At 62.6% G+C, this 15,874-nt stretch carries 17 protein-coding genes; 4 read left to right on the forward strand and 13 right to left on the reverse strand.

Translation table 11 applies throughout. From position 1 onward, the window contains the following. Positions 1-10: 10 nt before the first annotated feature. From EFB14_RS18710 to argH, 4 genes are all read right to left on the reverse strand, one after another. Positions 11-2,656: a TIGR02302 family protein gene (locus EFB14_RS18710; RefSeq protein ID WP_126827879.1), complete on the reverse strand. Its 2,646-nt coding sequence runs from the start codon at positions 2,654-2,656 to the stop codon at positions 11-13. A gap of 165 nt (positions 2,657-2,821) precedes the next feature. Further along, positions 2,822-4,090, reverse strand: coding sequence for a diaminopimelate decarboxylase (gene lysA / locus EFB14_RS18715; protein WP_126827882.1), 1,269 nt, complete (start codon positions 4,088-4,090; stop codon positions 2,822-2,824). A gap of 11 nt (positions 4,091-4,101) precedes the next feature. Beyond that, positions 4,102-4,296, reverse strand: a complete 195-nt coding sequence (gene lptM, locus EFB14_RS18720) for an LPS translocon maturation chaperone LptM (RefSeq protein ID WP_125849442.1) — start codon at positions 4,294-4,296, stop codon at positions 4,102-4,104. A 155-nt stretch (positions 4,297-4,451) separates the two neighbouring features. Next, positions 4,452-5,855 carry an argininosuccinate lyase gene (argH, locus tag EFB14_RS18725; RefSeq protein ID WP_126827884.1) on the reverse strand — a complete coding sequence of 468 codons (1,404 nt, stop codon included), beginning with the start codon at positions 5,853-5,855 and terminating at the stop codon, positions 4,452-4,454. A gap of 26 nt (positions 5,856-5,881) precedes the next feature. Here argH and tlpA point away from each other — a divergent pair, with 26 nt between their 5' ends. Continuing rightward, positions 5,882-6,544, forward strand: coding sequence for a thiol:disulfide interchange protein TlpA (gene tlpA / locus EFB14_RS18730; RefSeq protein ID WP_126827887.1), 663 nt, complete (start codon positions 5,882-5,884; stop codon positions 6,542-6,544). A gap of 180 nt (positions 6,545-6,724) precedes the next feature. On the opposite strand, the gene EFB14_RS18735 is transcribed toward tlpA, so the two are convergent. The 7 genes from EFB14_RS18735 to EFB14_RS18765 all read right to left on the reverse strand — a co-directional run bounded on the left by EFB14_RS18735 (position 6,725) and on the right by EFB14_RS18765 (position 12,122). Then, positions 6,725-7,606 carry a 3-hydroxybutyryl-CoA dehydrogenase gene (locus tag EFB14_RS18735; RefSeq protein WP_125849432.1) on the reverse strand — a complete coding sequence of 294 codons (882 nt, stop codon included), beginning with the start codon at positions 7,604-7,606 and terminating at the stop codon, positions 6,725-6,727. Positions 7,607-7,754: 148 nt separating this feature from the next. Then, complete coding sequence (locus EFB14_RS18740) at positions 7,755-8,696, reverse strand: electron transfer flavoprotein subunit alpha/FixB family protein (protein ID WP_126827889.1); 942 nt, start codon at positions 8,694-8,696, stop codon at positions 7,755-7,757. 26 nt (positions 8,697-8,722) lie between these two features. Beyond that, entirely contained in the window at positions 8,723-9,472 is a 750-nt protein-coding gene (locus tag EFB14_RS18745; RefSeq protein ID WP_126827891.1) for an electron transfer flavoprotein subunit beta/FixA family protein, read from the reverse strand. Between the two features lie 177 nt (positions 9,473-9,649). Continuing rightward, positions 9,650-10,441, reverse strand: a complete 792-nt coding sequence (locus EFB14_RS18750) for a rhomboid family intramembrane serine protease (protein WP_126827893.1) — start codon at positions 10,439-10,441, stop codon at positions 9,650-9,652. A 29-nt stretch (positions 10,442-10,470) separates the two neighbouring features. Next, a complete protein-coding gene (locus EFB14_RS18755; protein WP_126827895.1) occupies positions 10,471-11,049 on the reverse strand; it encodes a cob(I)yrinic acid a,c-diamide adenosyltransferase in 579 nt (192 codons plus the stop codon). Positions 11,050-11,070: 21 nt separating this feature from the next. Continuing rightward, positions 11,071-11,274 carry a twin transmembrane helix small protein gene (locus tag EFB14_RS18760; protein WP_088677727.1) on the reverse strand — a complete coding sequence of 68 codons (204 nt, stop codon included), beginning with the start codon at positions 11,272-11,274 and terminating at the stop codon, positions 11,071-11,073. A 14-nt stretch (positions 11,275-11,288) separates the two neighbouring features. Beyond that, a complete protein-coding gene (locus EFB14_RS18765) occupies positions 11,289-12,122 on the reverse strand; it encodes an SDR family oxidoreductase (protein WP_126827897.1) in 834 nt (277 codons plus the stop codon). Positions 12,123-12,198: 76 nt separating this feature from the next. Between EFB14_RS18765 and EFB14_RS18770 the strand changes: the two genes are divergently transcribed. Next, positions 12,199-13,122 (forward strand): YihY/virulence factor BrkB family protein, encoded by a 924-nt coding sequence (locus EFB14_RS18770; RefSeq protein ID WP_125850804.1) that lies wholly within the window; start codon positions 12,199-12,201, stop codon positions 13,120-13,122. Here EFB14_RS18770 and gluQRS read toward each other — a convergent pair. Then, positions 13,087-13,968, reverse strand: coding sequence for a tRNA glutamyl-Q(34) synthetase GluQRS (gene gluQRS / locus EFB14_RS18775; RefSeq protein ID WP_126827899.1), 882 nt, complete (start codon positions 13,966-13,968; stop codon positions 13,087-13,089). The two genes, EFB14_RS18770 and gluQRS, sit on opposite strands and share 36 nt — an antisense overlap. Here gluQRS and EFB14_RS18780 point away from each other — a divergent pair. Both EFB14_RS18780 and EFB14_RS18785 read left to right on the forward strand, forming a co-directional pair. After that, complete coding sequence (locus EFB14_RS18780) at positions 13,967-14,659, forward strand: DNA-3-methyladenine glycosylase family protein (protein WP_126827901.1); 693 nt, start codon at positions 13,967-13,969, stop codon at positions 14,657-14,659. The two genes, gluQRS and EFB14_RS18780, sit on opposite strands and share 2 nt — an antisense overlap. 111 nt (positions 14,660-14,770) lie before the next feature. Further along, entirely contained in the window at positions 14,771-15,328 is a 558-nt protein-coding gene (locus EFB14_RS18785) for an HNH endonuclease (RefSeq protein ID WP_125850798.1), read from the forward strand. A 9-nt stretch (positions 15,329-15,337) separates the two neighbouring features. Here EFB14_RS18785 and EFB14_RS18790 read toward each other — a convergent pair whose 3' ends face one another. Next, positions 15,338-15,853, reverse strand: coding sequence for a disulfide bond formation protein B (locus EFB14_RS18790; protein WP_126827903.1), 516 nt, complete (start codon positions 15,851-15,853; stop codon positions 15,338-15,340). Positions 15,854-15,874 lie beyond the last annotated feature (21 nt).

The raw sequence follows: 15,874 nt of genomic DNA on the forward strand, positions 1-15,874 counted from the left end.
GGTGTGAGGCTTACTGGATGTCCAGAAGACGTTCGAGATACCGCCGTTCCATCTCCTGCGGCGGATTATTGCTGAGCTTCTCGCGGATCGCATCGAGGATTTCGCGGGCGCGCTGAACGTCGATTTCGTCGGGAACCTTCACCTTGTTGTCGCCGAAATCCGGGCCTTCGGCACGCCGCAACCGTCCGAGTGGGTCGCGGCCGTTCTGGTCGCCCTGGCCAACCTGACCGTCCGGGCCCTGGCCCTGCTGGCCTCGTTGTGCCTGCATCATCTGGTTCATCATGTCGCGGGCGCCCTGGCGAAGCGCTTCCAGCGCGCGGCCCTGGTTCTCGACAGCCGTGTCGCCGCGGCCCTGGCCGAGTTCGCGGCCGGCGCCGTCCATCTCGCGTTGGGCCTGGCCGAAGCCCGGGCCGGGCTTCATGCCCATATCGCCCAGGTTTTTCTGCAGTTCACCGAGCTGCTTGCCGAGCGCATCCTGCTGGGCGCGCAACTGTTTCAGCGCTTCCTTGAGCTGCTCAGCCGTCATCTGGTCGGAGGGGTTCTGGCCCTGCTGGCCTTGCTGCTTATCCTGCGGCTCGCCATTTTCTCCCGGATTCATTTCGTCGAGCAGCGGGTCGTTCTCGCCCATATCCGGGTCGCCGCGCTGCATGCGGTCCTTGAGCTGCTGATCGAGGCGGAAGGTCTGTTCCATCAGTTTCTGCTGGTCGCGCAAGATCTCGCCGAGCTTATCGATCTGCTTGCGCGCCTCGCTGTTTTCCTGGCCCTGCTGGCCCCGCTGCGGGCGGCCCGCCTGCAGGTTGTTCATCATGCGCTGCAAGTCCGACAGCATCTGCTGGGCCGCATCACGATTGCCCGAGCGGGCGAGATTCTCGATCTGGTCCATCATCCGTTCCAGATCCTGCTGGCGCAGGATGTTCTGCGCATTCTGGTTCGGCTGCATCGGCGCGTTCTGCATGCGCTCCGCAAGCTCCGTCAGGTAATCCTGCATCGCTTTGCGCAGCTCATCCATCAGCTTCTTGATCTCCTCGTCGGATGCGTTGCGGTTCAACGCATCGGCAAGCTTCTGCTGGGCTTCGCGCAGCTTGCGTTCGGCAAGCGAAAGATCGCCGTCCTCCATGCCGAGCGCGATCTCCCAGAGATACTGGGCCGTATCCTTCAGCGCATCCTCGCCCCTTGCGAGCTTCATCCGCGCCAGGGCGGATTCGAGGAGCAGGTAGTTGGTGAGCTTGGGGATCGTCTCCTCCGGACGAATGGTCAGCGCCTCGTTCAGCGCGATCGCTTGCGGCATCTTGCGCGTGTCGAGCGCGAAAACCTGCCGCTCCTCGGCGACGGCGGCGGCAAGCGGCTCATTGAAGGGCCGCGACGGCAACGTCATCTCATAGGGCGGACTGCGGCCGGTCTGGCCGGCGGCATCCTTGGCGACGAGGGTGATGCGCACGCGTTTGCCGGAAAGCGGATGTTCGGTCAGGTTCCGGCTGGTGACGCCCTTGGTGTCGCGGGCGTTGCGGCGGGGAATATCCAGCCGGTATTCCGGCAGCGGATAGAGCGGTGTTGCGGCCGGATCGGTTTCAACGGGAACGATCTCGGCATGGCCCTCCTGGACCCCGTAATCATCCTTGACGGTGAAGCCGATTTCGAGGGCTCCGTTGACGCTGTGCTTCGGCAAACCGTCGAAGGCGATCTCCGGCGCCTTGTCGGGGAGAACGTTGAAACCCCAGCGGCGGCCGTTGACTTCAAGCGCGCCGTTTTCCTCGAGCTTCATCACATGCGTCTGGGCGATAAGAGCCTGGTTGGCGGGCGTGCCATCCGGCTGCTCTCCGGCTGTTGCCGGCGGTTGTTGCGGCTTTGTGTCCGCCTGCACCGCAATATCCTGGGCCTCGCCATTCGCCTTGCGAAACACGACTTTCTCGGCCGTTTTCCCACCGCTGACGCGCACGGTGAGGCCCGAAAACTGCGGAATGCCGATCGGCGCCTGCTCGCTGCCGTCTGTAGTCAGATAGACCGGCGCTCGGCCGGTATAGGATGGCGGCGTCACCCAGGCGTCGATGCGTACCGCCGGATCGACCGTTACCTGCTCGGGCGCCGCCTGCAACGCGTCACCGATCGAGCCGCCGTTGATCGACAGCGAATAGCCGAAGGCGGTGACGAGCAGCAGCGCCGGGATGGCGCGAAGGGCGAAGCGGTCATGCGCGGCGATATCAGGCCTCGGCATGCCGGCATCGAGGGCTGCGATCTTTTCGGCCATGCGCGCCTGGTGCTCGCGCCAAAGCACGTGCGCGAAGCGCGAGTCGAAGGCCGGCTCGTCTTCCTGGACTGTCACCGGCTGATGCGGCAGGCCGTTACGCTCTTCCAGCATGCGGTCGGCGTCAGCGACATCAGGCCAGCGCAGATTGCGGAAGGGGAGGAGCGAGACAAGGAAGGCAGCGGCGAAGGCCAACAGCAGCAGGATGCGCAGCCAGTCAGGCACGCTGCGGAAGAGCCCAAACCAGGAAACGCAGAGATAGAAGGCAATGACCGACAGGACGGGCATCAGAGGCGGCAGCAACTGCTCGAAGAAGAGCACCATGCGCGCCAGCATGCGTTTCGTCGTCACCAGCCGGGCGAGCGAAGGGCGGAGCGCAAATGCACCTTTCTTCTGCCTTGAGGGGCTGGTCATCAGTCCGGTCTCCGCGATCTGGCGTTCTGGTACAGAGGGCGCTTCCGGCGATTGCGGGGCAATACGCTCATGAACGAAAGGATAACACTCTTTGTGGCGAAGGCGAGGGCGAGCGGCCGGTAATGCCGGCTTTTCACGTTTATTCGCCAAAAAGTGATGGGCGGTTCAGTCGAGCCAGGTTGGAACCGAGTCGAGGCTGATCAGCTCGGCATAGGTTCTGCGCGGGCGAATCACATGGAAATCACCGCCCTTGACGAGAACCTCGGGCACCAGCAGGCGGCTGTTATAGGTGCCTGCCTGAACCGCGCCATAGGCGCCGGCGGTGCTGACCGCCATGAGGTCGCCGGGCTTCGGCATCGCCATTTCGCGGTCGAGCGCCAGATAATCGCCGGTCTCGCAGACGGGGCCGACCACATCGGCGCGGATGCGCGGGGCGTTCGCCGCTGAAATCGTTACCGGGCGGATCTCATGATAGGCCTCGTACAGCGTCGGGCGAATGAGATCGTTCATCGCGCCATCAACGATGACGAAGGTCTTTTCGCCGCCGTCCTTCACATAGAGGACTTCGGTCACGAGGATGCCGGCATTGCCGACGATCAGGCGGCCGGGCTCGGTGATGATCTTACAGTCCAGCCCGCGCAGCTGGTTCTTGACGATTGCGGCATAGGCATCGGGCAGCGGCGGCGGATTGTTATCGTCCTTGTAGGGAACGCCAAGGCCGCCGCCGATATCGACGTGATGGATGGTGTGGCCGTCGGCGCGCAACGTCGCGACTAGGTCGCGCAGCAGCTTGAAGGCGTCGTCAAAGGGCTGCAGCTCGGTGATCTGGCTGCCGATATGCATGTCGATGCCGGTGACTTCGATGCCCGGGAGCTTGGCGGCATGGGTATAGATGGCGCGGGCGCGCTCCCAGGATATGCCGAACTTGTTTTCCTTCTTGCCGGTCGAGATCTTCGCATGCGTCTTCGCATCGACATCCGGGTTTATGCGGAAGGAAACCGGCGCCTTCTTGCCCGCCTTGACTGCGCGCTGGTTGAGGATTTCAAGTTCCGGCTCGGATTCGACGTTGAAGCAGTAGATGCCGGCCTCAAGGGCGAAATCCATCTCCTGCGGCGTCTTGCCGACGCCCGAAAACATGATGCGGCTCGCCGGAATGCCGGCCGCAAGCGCGCGGCGCAACTCGCCTTCCGAGACGACGTCGATGCCGGCGCCGAGGCGCCCCAGCGTCTTCAGCACCGCCTGGTTCGAATTCGCCTTCATCGCGTAGCAGACCATGGAGTCGACATCGGCGAAGGCTTCGGAGAAGACGCGGTAGTGGCGCTCCAGCGTCGCGGTGGAGTAGACGTAGAAGGGCGTGCCGACCGCCTTGGCGATCTCGGGAACGGGAACGTTCTCAGCGTGGAGGATGCCGTCGCGGTATTCAAAGTGGTTCACGAGTGCGCGCCTTAAAGAAGGGGATCGAGAAGGAAGGGCTTGTCGACGGTGCCGGGCTGCTTCGTCGGCTTGGAAGAGTCGCCTTCCTTGGTTGCCGCTGCGCTCGGCGGATCGAGATCGCCTTTGCGCCCGCATCCGGCAACGGCAAGGCCGATGACGGCGAGCACCGCCGTCAGGCGGATGAGGTGCGGCAAGCTCTTCTGCATGGATATCCTCTTGTGCGGCATATGACGGACATCATTCCTATGGGACGATGGACATCTTCATAGCGAAGTTTAACCGCCTTGTGCACCCTGATTGTTGGGCGGTTTTCCCGCGCTGGCGGGAAGGGCGGGGCGAATTTTCGCCCACCCGATATCTCTCAGTTGCGGCCGCGCCAGAAGGCGATCTGCTTGCGCACCTCGGAGGGCGCCGTGCCGCCGAAGCTCTTGCGGCTGGCGACGGAAGCCTCCACCGTCAAGACGTCGTAGACCTTGTCGGTGATATCGGGATGGATCGCCTGCAGGTCGGCGAGCGGCAGTTCGGCAAGATCGCAGCCCTTGCTTTCGGCCAGCGCCACGGCGCGGCCGGTGACGTGATGGGCATCGCGGAAGGGGAGGCCCGCTTCGCGCACCAGCCAGTCGGCAAGGTCGGTCGCCGTCGAAAAACCGGAGCCGGCCGCCGCCTTCATGCGCGCGGTGTTGACGGTCATGTCGCGCACCATGCCTGTCATGGCGGCGATTGCCAGTTCCAGGCTCTCGGCGGCGTCGAAGACCTGTTCCTTGTCTTCCTGCATGTCCTTGGAATAGGCGAGCGGCAGGCCCTTCATGATCGTCAGCAGCGCGATCAGCGAGCCGTTGATGCGACCGGTCTTGGCGCGCACCAGCTCGGCCGCGTCAGGGTTTTTCTTCTGCGGCATGATCGAGGAGCCGGTCGAGAAAGCGTCGGAGAGGCGTACGAAGCCGAATTGCGGGGTCGACCAGATGACGATCTCCTCGGCAAGGCGCGACAGATGCATGGCTGAGATCGCGGCAATTGCGAGGAATTCGATGGCGAAGTCGCGGTCGGAAACCGTATCGATCGAATTGCGGGTCGGCTCACGGAAGCCGAGCGCCTTGGCCGTCATGTGGCGGTCGATCGGATAGCCGGTGCCGGCAAGGGCGGCAGCGCCGATCGGGCTTTCGTCCAGATGCTCGATGGCGTGGCGCACGCGCGAGCGGTCGCGGCCGAACATTTCGACATAGGCCATGCAATGATGGCCGAAGGTGACGGGCTGGGCGGTCTGCAGATGGGTAAAGCCCGGCATGACACTTTCGGCGTGCTCTTCGGCGCGGTCGAGGAAGGCGGCGATCAGGCCGGTCAGCATCCGTTCGGTCTTTTGCAGCTCTTCTTTCACCCAGAGGCGGAAGTCGAGCGCCACCTGGTCGTTGCGCGAGCGGGCGGTATGCAGCCGGCCGGCCGCCGGTCCGATCAGCGTCGCCAGCCGCGCCTCGACATTCATGTGGATGTCTTCGAGCCGGCGCGAAAATTCGAAATTGCCGCTTTCGATTTCTGACAGGATCGTGTTTAGCCCGTGAACGATCTTGTCCTTATCCTCGGCGGAAATGATCCCCCGATGGGCGAGCATCGTCGCATGGGCGACCGAACCACGGATATCCTGCGCGAATAGCTTCTTGTCGAAACCGATCGAGGCATTTATCTCCTCCATGATCGCGTCCGGGCCGGAGGCGAAGCGCCCACCCCACATCTGGTTGGAGGATTTGGTGTCCGTGTTGTTCTCGGCCATGGAAAATGCCCGTCCTGGAGAATGAAATGACGACAAAAAAACCCTTCGGCCTGCCGTCCGTAAAACTGATCGCAATCGCCGCCGTTGCAGGCGTCGTTGCCGGTGCGGCAGCGGTATACGTGAAGGAGACGGGGATTGGCAATGGTATCGGCGATAGCGCTTCGGCCGAATGCCCGCTGACGAAGGAGCGTGCTGCCAGTCTGACGCCGCTCATGAAGGGTCAGGTTGCCGCCATGGTTGCCGCCAACGAGCCGCGCAAGCTGACCGCGGTTTCCTTCAATGGCCCGGACGGCAAGCCGATGACGCTCGATCATTTCGCCGGCAAGACCGTGCTTCTCAATCTCTGGGCAACCTGGTGCGTGCCGTGCCGCGAGGAGATGCCGGCCCTGAACGCGCTGGAAAAGAATATGGGAAGCGACAAGTTTCAGGTCGTGCCGGTCAATATCGATACCGGCGACGATGAGAAGCCGAAGGCTTTCTTGAGCGAAATCGGCGTCGATGCGCTGCAGCTTTACCGCGACAATACGATCGGCGTCTTCAACAGCCTGAAGAAGGAAGGTCTCGCATTCGGTCTTCCAGTCACGCTGCTGCTCGACGACAAGGGCTGCCTGATCTCCGCGATGAACGGTCCAGCCGCCTGGGACAGCGAGGATGCCAAGGCGCTGATCAAGGGGGCGATCGGGTCGTAAGGACGCCGGTCAGGAATCTCCGTCCCCTTTGATGAGGAACACACCCGCAAGTCCGATAAGGACGAAGCATTGCAGCAGGAACATGGGTGTTTCGGTCGACATGATATTTCCTCCCCTTCACGGCAAGGAAAGCATTTCGCCGGCGTTTGTTCCATTCGCCCTTTGTGACGATAATCCGCTTTAGCGGGTGGGGACCGGCACTTCGCCGCGATAGTCGTAGAAGCCGCGGCCGGATTTGCGTCCGAGCCAGCCGGCTTCGACATATTTCACCAGCAGCGGGCAAGGACGGTATTTCGAGTCGGCCAGGCCGTCATGCAGCACCTGCATGATCGACAGGCAGGTGTCGAGGCCGATGAAATCGGCAAGCTGCAGCGGCCCCATCGGATGGTTGGCGCCAAGCTTCATCGCCGTATCGATGGCGTCGACGGTACCGACGCCTTCATAAAGCGTGTAGATCGCCTCGTTGATCATCGGCAGCAGGATGCGGTTGACGATGAAGGCCGGGAAGTCCTCGGCAACGGTGATGGTCTTCTCCAGCGTGCCGACGAATTCCTTGGCCGCGGAGAAGGTTTTCTCGTCGGTCGCGATGCCGCGCACCAGTTCGACCAGCTTCATCACCGGCACCGGGTTCATGAAATGTATGCCCATGAAGCGTTCGGGGCGGTCGGTGGCGGCGGCCAGCCTGGTGATGGAAAGGGAAGACGTGTTGGTGGCGAGCAGCGCCTCCGGCTTCAGCACCGGGCAGACCTGCGTGTAAATCTTGCGCTTGACGCTTTCGTCCTCGGTCGCGGCCTCGATGACGAGATCGGACGGAGCGAGATCGTTGACGTCGGCGGAGCCTGATATGCGCGACAAGGTCGATTTACGTTCCTCATCGGTCATCTTGCCATTCGTCACCAGCCGCGCGAGGTTGCCGTTGATGGTGGCAAGGCCGGATTCGATGCGGTCCTGCGAGAGATCGTAGATGTGAACCCTGTAACCTGCGGCGGCCGAAACATGCGCGATGCCGCAGCCCATCTGGCCGGCACCGATAATCCCAATATTCTTCAACACCGCATTCATCTCCAAACCCCCGCTCGGCACTCGCCCCCGCGTTGCCGCATTATTGTAGCAATACTGCCGGGCGAAGGATCGCCCGGCAGCAGTAGTAGCCCGATAAAAGACAAATTTCCAGTCATTCGCACGTGCGAAAGAAAAGCATTTGGCCCGGTCAGAGCGCCTTCTCGAGTTCCGGCAGGATGTCGAAGAGATCGCCGACGAGGCCGTAGTCGGCGACCTGGAAGATCGGCGCCTCCTCGTCCTTGTTGATGGCGACGATCACCTTCGAATCCTTCATGCCGGCCAGATGCTGGATGGCGCCCGAGATGCCGCAGGCGATATAGAGCTGCGGCGCCACCACCTTGCCGGTCTGGCCGACCTGCCAGTCGTTCGGCGCATAACCGGCATCGACGGCCGCACGGCTGGCGCCGACGGCAGCCCCGAGCTTATCGGCGAGCGGCAGGATGACTTCCTTGAACTTCTCGGCAGAGCCGAGCGCCCGGCCGCCGGAGATGATGATCTTCGCCGACGTCAGTTCCGGACGGTCGGAAGCCGACAGCGCATCGGAGACAAAGCGCGACAGACCCGGATCTGAAATCGCCGGGATCGCCTCGACGGTCGCCGAACCGCCTTCCGCTGCGGAGGCGAAGGAGGCGGTGCGCACGGTGATCACTTTCTTTGCATCCGTCGACTGCACCGTCTGGATGGCATTGCCGGCATAGATCGGCCGCTTGAAGGTATCGGCGGAGATCACCTCTGTGATCTCCGAGACCTGGGCGACATCGAGAAGGGCGGCCACCCGCGGCAGCACGTTCTTGCCGACCGAGGTCGCCGCCGAGAGGATCGTGTCATAGCCGCCGGCCAGCGAGACGATCAGGTCGGAGAGCGGTTCGGCGAGATTGTTGGCAAGCTCGTCGCTTTCGGCGAGCAGCACCTTGGAGACGCCGGACAGTTTTGCCGCCGCATCGGCGGCAGCCTTGGTGCCCTTGCCGGCGACGAGAATATGGATATCGCTTGCCTGTTCCTTGGCAATCTGGGTTGCCGCCGTCAGCGCCTTGGCGGTCTGATCGGAGAGGGTGACATTGTCGTGGTCGGCCAGAAGAAGAATGGTCATGATAATTTACTCCTGTTCCTGCCCGATCAGAGCACGCCGGCTTCGTTCTTGAGCTTGTCGACCAGTTCGGCGACCGACTTGACCTTGACGCCGGCCTTGCGGCCCGACGGCTCCTCGGTCTTCAGCACCTTCAGCCGCGGCGTCGTGTCGACGCCGAAATCGGCCGGAGCCTTCTTGTCGAGCGGCTTCTTCTTCGCCTTCATGATGTTCGGCAGCGAGGCGTAGCGCGGCTCGTTCAGGCGCAGGTCCGATGTGACCACCGCCGGCAGCTTGATCTCGATCGTCTGCAGGCCGCCATCGACCTCGCGGGTCACGGTCGCCTTGCCGTCACCGATCTCGATCTTCGAGGCAAAGGTCGCCTGGGCCGCGCCCATCAGTGCCGCCAGCATCTGGCCGGTCTGGTTCGAGTCGTCGTCGATCGCCTGCTTGCCGACGATAACAAGCCCCGGCTGCTCGGCCTCGGCCACGCCCTTCAGGATCTTGGCAACCGCCAGCGGCTCGACCGCATCGTCGGTCTCAACGAGGATAGCGCGATCGGCTCCCATGGCGAGCGCCGTCCTCAGCGTCTCCTCGGCCTTGGCAGGACCGATCGATACAACGATCACCTCTTCAGCCTTGCCGGCTTCCTTCAGCCGCAGCGCCTCTTCCACCGAGATCTCGTCGAACGGGTTCATCGACATCTTCACATTGGCAAGCTCAACACCCGTGCCATCCGGGCGAACCCGGATCTTCACGTTGTAGTCGACAACCCGTTTGACTGGGACGAGAATCTTCATGGGGTCCTTCCTTCGAGAGAAACTGGCTTCAGCGTTTTTAGGAAAATGCGCGCTTAGGCGCCGCTCCGATTGTCGAATGGCGACATGGATACGCGTTTTTCCTCCAAAGACAACGCTTCCATGACGCTGACAGGCGATTTGCCTCGGCAATATATAACGTTGACGTTCACGTCAATATCACTGCCGGCCTCGACCCCAAGGAAGGCGCGGCGCCGTTCGTCCGTCCGTGCCGGCCGCAACGGCTGGGCCGCTGCCGGTTTCATTTCTCACCGCGCGAGGTGTCACGATTTCCCGATCGAAGAGCGGCACGTCGGACCGGCGCAAGACTAGGATCAGAAGAGCGCCGGCAAGGATGCCGCCGACATGGGCGCCCCAGGAAACGTCGCCATCGGGAGCAATCGCCAGCATGAGGAATTGTTGGCCGATCCACAAAAGCAGCGGCACGAAGGCCGGCAGCGGCAAGGGTACACGGAAGAACACCAGCACCCAGACCCTGACGCGCGGATGCAGCATGACATAGGCGGCAATGACGCCGGAGATCGCCCCCGACGCGCCGACCAGCGGCGCTTCCGAGGTCGTGCCCAGCAGGCCATGGCAAAGCGCGCCGGCCGCCGCGCAGGCAATGTAGAAAACCAGGAATCGCAGATGCCCCATCGCATCCTCGACATTGTCTCCGAAGACCCAAAGGAAGATCATGTTGGAAGCCAGGTGCCAGAAGCCCGTATGGACGAAGGCATAGGTGAGGTAGGTCAGCGGCTCGGGCACGATTTCGAGGCCCTGCGCCAGCACAGCGTGGCCGAAAGCAATCGCCGGGATATAGCCGAGAGCGACCGTCGTCGCCTGGGCGGCCTGTTCGCTTTCCAGGCTGGTCAGAAGCCATATCGCTACATTCAGGGTGATCAGGGCGAGCGTCACCCACTGAACCTTGATATGTTTCAGCGTATTGGCATCATGGAGTGGTATGAACATTAAGGCCCCCCGGCGTGATGGCGGCAAGCCTATCTGTTTTTTCCCGGAACCCAAAGTACATCCGCCTGGCCCCCGTCATTTGCGTGACGCGCCGCGACGAAGAGGAAATCGGAAAGGCGATTGACATATTTCATCGCCGCCTCGCTGACGATCTCGCCGTCCGCGCGGCCAAGCGCCACCATCAGGCGTTCGGCGCGGCGCGCAATCGTGCGGGCAAGATGCAGATGCGCGGCCGCGGGGCTGCCGCCGGGCAGGATGAAGGATTTCAAGGGCTCCAGGCCGGCGTTCAACTGATCGATATCGCGCTCGATGCGGTCGACCTGCGTCTCGACGATCCGCAGCGGCTCGTAGGCAGGCGGCTCGCCGGTATCGGGCGTGGCGAGATCGGCGCCGAGATCGAAGAGGTCGTTCTGGATCAGCATCAGCATGGCGTCGAGCTCCGGCAAGCCTGTTGTGTGCAGGCGCGCCAGGCCGATCGCCGAATTGGCCTCGTCGATCGTGCCATAGGCCTCGACGCGCAGGTCGTCCTTTGTCCGGCGCGGGCCGGAGACCAGCCCGGTCGTGCCGTCATCGCCGGTTTTCGTGTAGATCTTGTTGAGTTTGACCACGATCTCCCCCTACGAACCCGGTCAGGTCGGCCGGCCGCCGCCGGTCAGCCAGAGCGTCAGCATGATCAGAATGACCGCGATCGCCTGCAACAGGACGCGAAGCTGCATCAGCTTGTTGGAAAGATTGGCATCGCCGCCCTTCATCATGTTGAAGAGGCCGCGGATCAGGACGAGGGCGACGACGCCCATGACGATGATCGCAAGGATATAGGTGACGGTGGACATGGCATTCAGCTTTCTCAGTCCGTCCAGCGCATCAGGCGGTAGAAGAGATCTGCCGGAAGCAGCCGCTTCAGGACCATGCCCTGTTTAGCCGGAGTCGTTACAGGATAATGTGGCCTCGGTTTTTTCGAGTTCAATGCGTGCTTCAACACCGAATAGACCGCCTCGGGGCCAAGTTTGTGGCGATTGACCGGCCCCGAACCGTCGAGCCTTGCCAACTGTCTGATATAGTCGACCGCGTGCGGCGAATTCTCGAGGTCGATATTCTCTTTGATCTTAGCGAGCGCATTGGCGGTGAAACGTGTCGCGATCGGACCGGGCTCGATCAGGCTCACATGAATGCCGCTGCCCTGCAGCTCCATGCGGAGCGTGACACTGAGGCCTTCGAGCGCGAATTTGGAGGCGGTGTAGGCGCCGCGATAGCGATAGGGCAGGACGCCGAGGATCGACGAGCACTGCACAATCCGTCCCTGGCCTCGTTTGCGCATCGGCGGAATGACCTGACGGGTCAATTCGTGCCAGCCAAAGAAGTTCGCCTCGAACTGCGCCCGCAACGCCGCCGTCGAAAGGTCCTCGACGGCGCCGGGCTGGCCGTAGGCGCCGTTATTGAAGAGCGCGTCGATGCGGCCGCCGCTGCGCTCCAGAACCGCTCCGACCAGCGTGGAAATCGTCTCGGCCCTGGTGTAGTCCATCAGGAAGGCTTCGATGCCGTCCGCTTCCAGTCCGGCTAGATCTTCCGCCTTGCGCACCGTCGCAAAGACACGCCAGCCGTCGGCTTTCAGCGCTCGCGCGCAATGCGCGCCAATACCGGACGAGCATCCGGTCACGACGATGGTGCGCTGCTCCGCCATGGAATGATTCCTGTACAAAATGGGACTCGTTTCCCATATTCGGCCAGAGGATACAATCTGGAAAGCCGGAGACGGAATGCCGAAGGTGCTGCGCACGATCTACGACGTGGTTTATGATGCGATCTGTCACCTGATCGAGGACGACGGCTTCGCCATGGCAAGCCATGTGGCACTGTCGAGCCTGCTTGCGGTTTTCCCCTTCCTGATCTTCGGCACGGCGCTCGCAAGCTTCCTCGGCGCCAATCAGTTTTCGTCGACCGCCATCCACCTGATCTTCGATACCTGGCCGGAGGCGATCGCCAAGCCGGTCGCCGACCAAGTGCTGCAGGTTCTGACCATTCCGCGCGGCGGGCTGCTGACGATATCGGTGCTGGCGGCGGCCTATTTCGCCTCGAACGGCGTCGAGGCACTGCGCATCTCGCTCAACCGCGCCTATCGGGTGCAGGAAACGCGGCCATGGTATCTCACGCGTCTCGCCAGCCTTGGCTACGTACTGATCGCGGTCGTCATCTTTGCGGCGATCAGCATACTGCTGGTCGCGCTGCCGCTCGCCCTCGATTATGCGCGCGGCTGGTTTCCGCTGTTTGCCGATACGCTCGACATCGTCTTCAGCTGGCGCATCTACGGCACGCTGGTGGTGCTGACGATCGCCCTGCTCGTCGTGCATCTCTGGCTGCCGGCCGGCAAACGGCGGGTCTTTGACGTCATTCCCGGCGTGCTGCTGACCCTGCTTCTCTGGCTCGCCGGCGCGCTAATCTTCGCCTACTATCTCGCGACCTTCGCCAATTATACGGCAACCTATGCCGGTCTCGCATCCGTCATGATCGTGCTGATCTTCCTTTATATGGTCAGCGTCATTTTCATCATCGGAGCGGAGATCAATGCGGCGCTGATCAAGTTCCGCGTCTTCCGGATGTTCTCCCATACGCTTTCGATCGTCGGCCGGCAGCGCGTGGCGAGGAAATCAGAGCCCGACAAGGCGGCGAACATCGGACCCTGACATGCCCCGGGCGCGCAATTCGCCAAGTCCGCTGTCGCCTTCGCTTTTCGAGAGCTTGCGGCCGTCTGCGTCGAGAATGAGCCGATGATGGTGGTAGATCGGTTGCGGCAGATCGAGCAGAACCTGCAGCAGCCGGTGCACCGACGTTGCGTGGAAAAGATCGAGCCCGCGCACGACATGGGTGACGCCCTGCAGAGCATCGTCGACGACCACCGAGAGATGATAGCTCGACGGGGCGTCCGAGCGCGACAGGATGACGTCGCCCCAGACTTCAGGCTCGGCGGCGATCTCGCCTGTCCTGCCGTCGCCGGTTTCCGTCCAGAACAAAAGCTCGCCGGTCAGATCCAGCGCCTTGCGCATATCGAGCCGCCAGGCATGCCTCTTCCCCGAGGCGAGCATTTGCCGCGATTCTGCCTCGGGGCGTTCGCGATCGGTTGCGGGATAATGCGGGGTACCATCGGGATCGCGCGGCCAGGCTTCGCCCGCCGCCTCGTAGGCGGCGACCCGCGTCTTCACCTCGCCCCGGGTGAGAAAAGCCGGATAGACGAGGCCGCGCTCGATCAGCGCATGCAGCGCCGCCTGATATTCGGGGAAATGTTCCGACTGGCGCCGCACCGGGCTTTCCCAGCTGAAATCAAGCCAGTCGAGATCGCTCAGGATGCTGGCCTCGAATTCCGGCGTGCAGCGCGTCAGGTCGATATCCTCGATGCGCAGCAGAAGGCGGCCATGGTTGGCCTCCGCCATATCGCGGTTCAGGAAGGCGGAGAGGGCATGGCCGAGATGCAGCGGCCCGTTGGGGCTCGGCGCAAAACGAAAGACAGGTTTTTGACGCTCGCTCGTGGTCATGCTTTCTTCTGCCATGGATTCAGGTTTCGAACCACTGCGAGGCAATGTGCAGATCATCCGCAATGAAGACGACGTCACGCAGGGGCTGGAAGCGCTGCTTCGCCTCGATCCGCGCCTTGCGCCGATTGCGGCGGATGCCGGGCCTATTCCGCTCAGGCTGCGTGAACCCGGCTTTGCAGGTCTTGCCCATATCATTGTCTCGCAGATGGTGTCGCGCGCCAGCGCCGAGGCGATCTGGCGTCGCATGCTGCCGGCGGACGGTCTGCTGACTGCGGAAGGTTATGCGCTGCTACACCCTGAGGCATGGCGGGAATTCGGCCTGTCGCGCGCCAAGGCCGAGACGCTCACACGGATCGCCGAAGCGGTGGCCTCCGGCCGCCTCGATCTCTCCGGCCTTTGCCTGAAGCCGCCGGGCGAAGCGCTCGGCGAACTCACCGCGCTGAAGGGCGTCGGCCCTTGGACGGCCGAGGTCTATCTGATGTTCTGCGGCGGCCATGCCGATGTCTTCCCGGCCGGCGACGTCGCGCTGCAGAATGCCGTCGGTGTGGCCTTCGGCCTTGAGGCTCGGCCACAGGCAAAAGCGCTTGCTCTCCTGGCAGAAATCTGGTCGCCGTGGCGTTCGGTCGCGGCCCGGCTTTTCTGGGCTTATTACGCCACGAAAATGCGCCGCGACATGGTGCCGATCGGCTGATCGGCAACACTCTTCAAATTGCCTTTATCCTCTGAATTTATTGGACTTCACAATCCTGTAACAACCGGCCTAATATACAGGTGCAGATGCCGAATCGATCAGGAGAGTCCCTTGACGATTGCAGTCTCCCCACAGGCCCTGCCGGCGCTCGTCCTGAACGCTGACTACCGGCCGCTGAGTTATTACCCCTTGTCGCTATGGTCCTGGCAGGACGCGATCAAGGCGGTGTTTCTCGACCGTGTGAACATCATCGCAGAGTATGAACATTCGGTTTCCTCGCCGAGCTTTTCGATGCGGCTTCCGAGTGTCGTGTGCCTCAAGACCTATGTTCAGCCGTCCCGCAATCCCGCGTTCACTCGGTTCAACGTCTTCCTGCGCGACCGGTTCGAATGCCAGTATTGCGGCACCCATGACGACCTGACCTTCGACCATGTCATCCCCCGCGCCCATGGCGGCGAGACGACCTGGGAGAATGTCGTGGCAGCCTGTTCGCCCTGCAATCTGCGCAAGGGCAGCAAGCTCCCGAAGCAGGCAGGCATGTTCCCGGCGCAAAAGCCCTATCAGCCGACGGTGCAGGATCTGCACAATAACGGCCGGCTGTTTCCGCCGAACTACCTGCATGACAGCTGGCTCGACTATCTCTACTGGGATACCGAACTGCAGCCCTGATCAACCTGCTTACGCCGCCTTGCGAACGCCGAGAAAGGCGAAGGCGGCGAGCAGGAGCCCTGCGATCACATTCCAGCCCGCGAAAGACAGGCCGAGCACGCGCAGCGCCGCGTCCGTGCAGGACGGGCCCTTGATCGTGTTGAGTTCGCCGAGCAGATCACCGGCATTGGTCGTCATGCTGCTTGCCGTGGTCGAGCAGGTGGCCGGGCCTGGCCAGAAATGCCATTCGACGCCGGCGTGATAGACGCCCATGCCCGCCGTGACCAGCATCAGTATGCCGGCCGCCAGAATCAGCGCGCGGGTGATCCAGTTCGGCACGCCGACGAGCGCCGAAATCGCACCGATGATGGCGATCGGAATGGCGTAGTAATAGGGCTGGCGCTGCAGCAGGCAGAGCGCGCAGGGAATATAGCCGCCGATATATTGGAAGCCGAGCGCCGTTCCGACCACCGCCGCCATGCCGATGGCAAGCAACAGGGAATAGGCAAAGCCGGGACGGGCGAGCGGCGAGGAAGTGGCAGTCATGGCGGAACTCCGCGGCCTGAA

It is taken from the genome of Rhizobium fabae, assembly GCF_003985135.1.
Taxonomy (GTDB): Bacteria; Pseudomonadota; Alphaproteobacteria; order Rhizobiales; family Rhizobiaceae; genus Rhizobium; species Rhizobium pisi.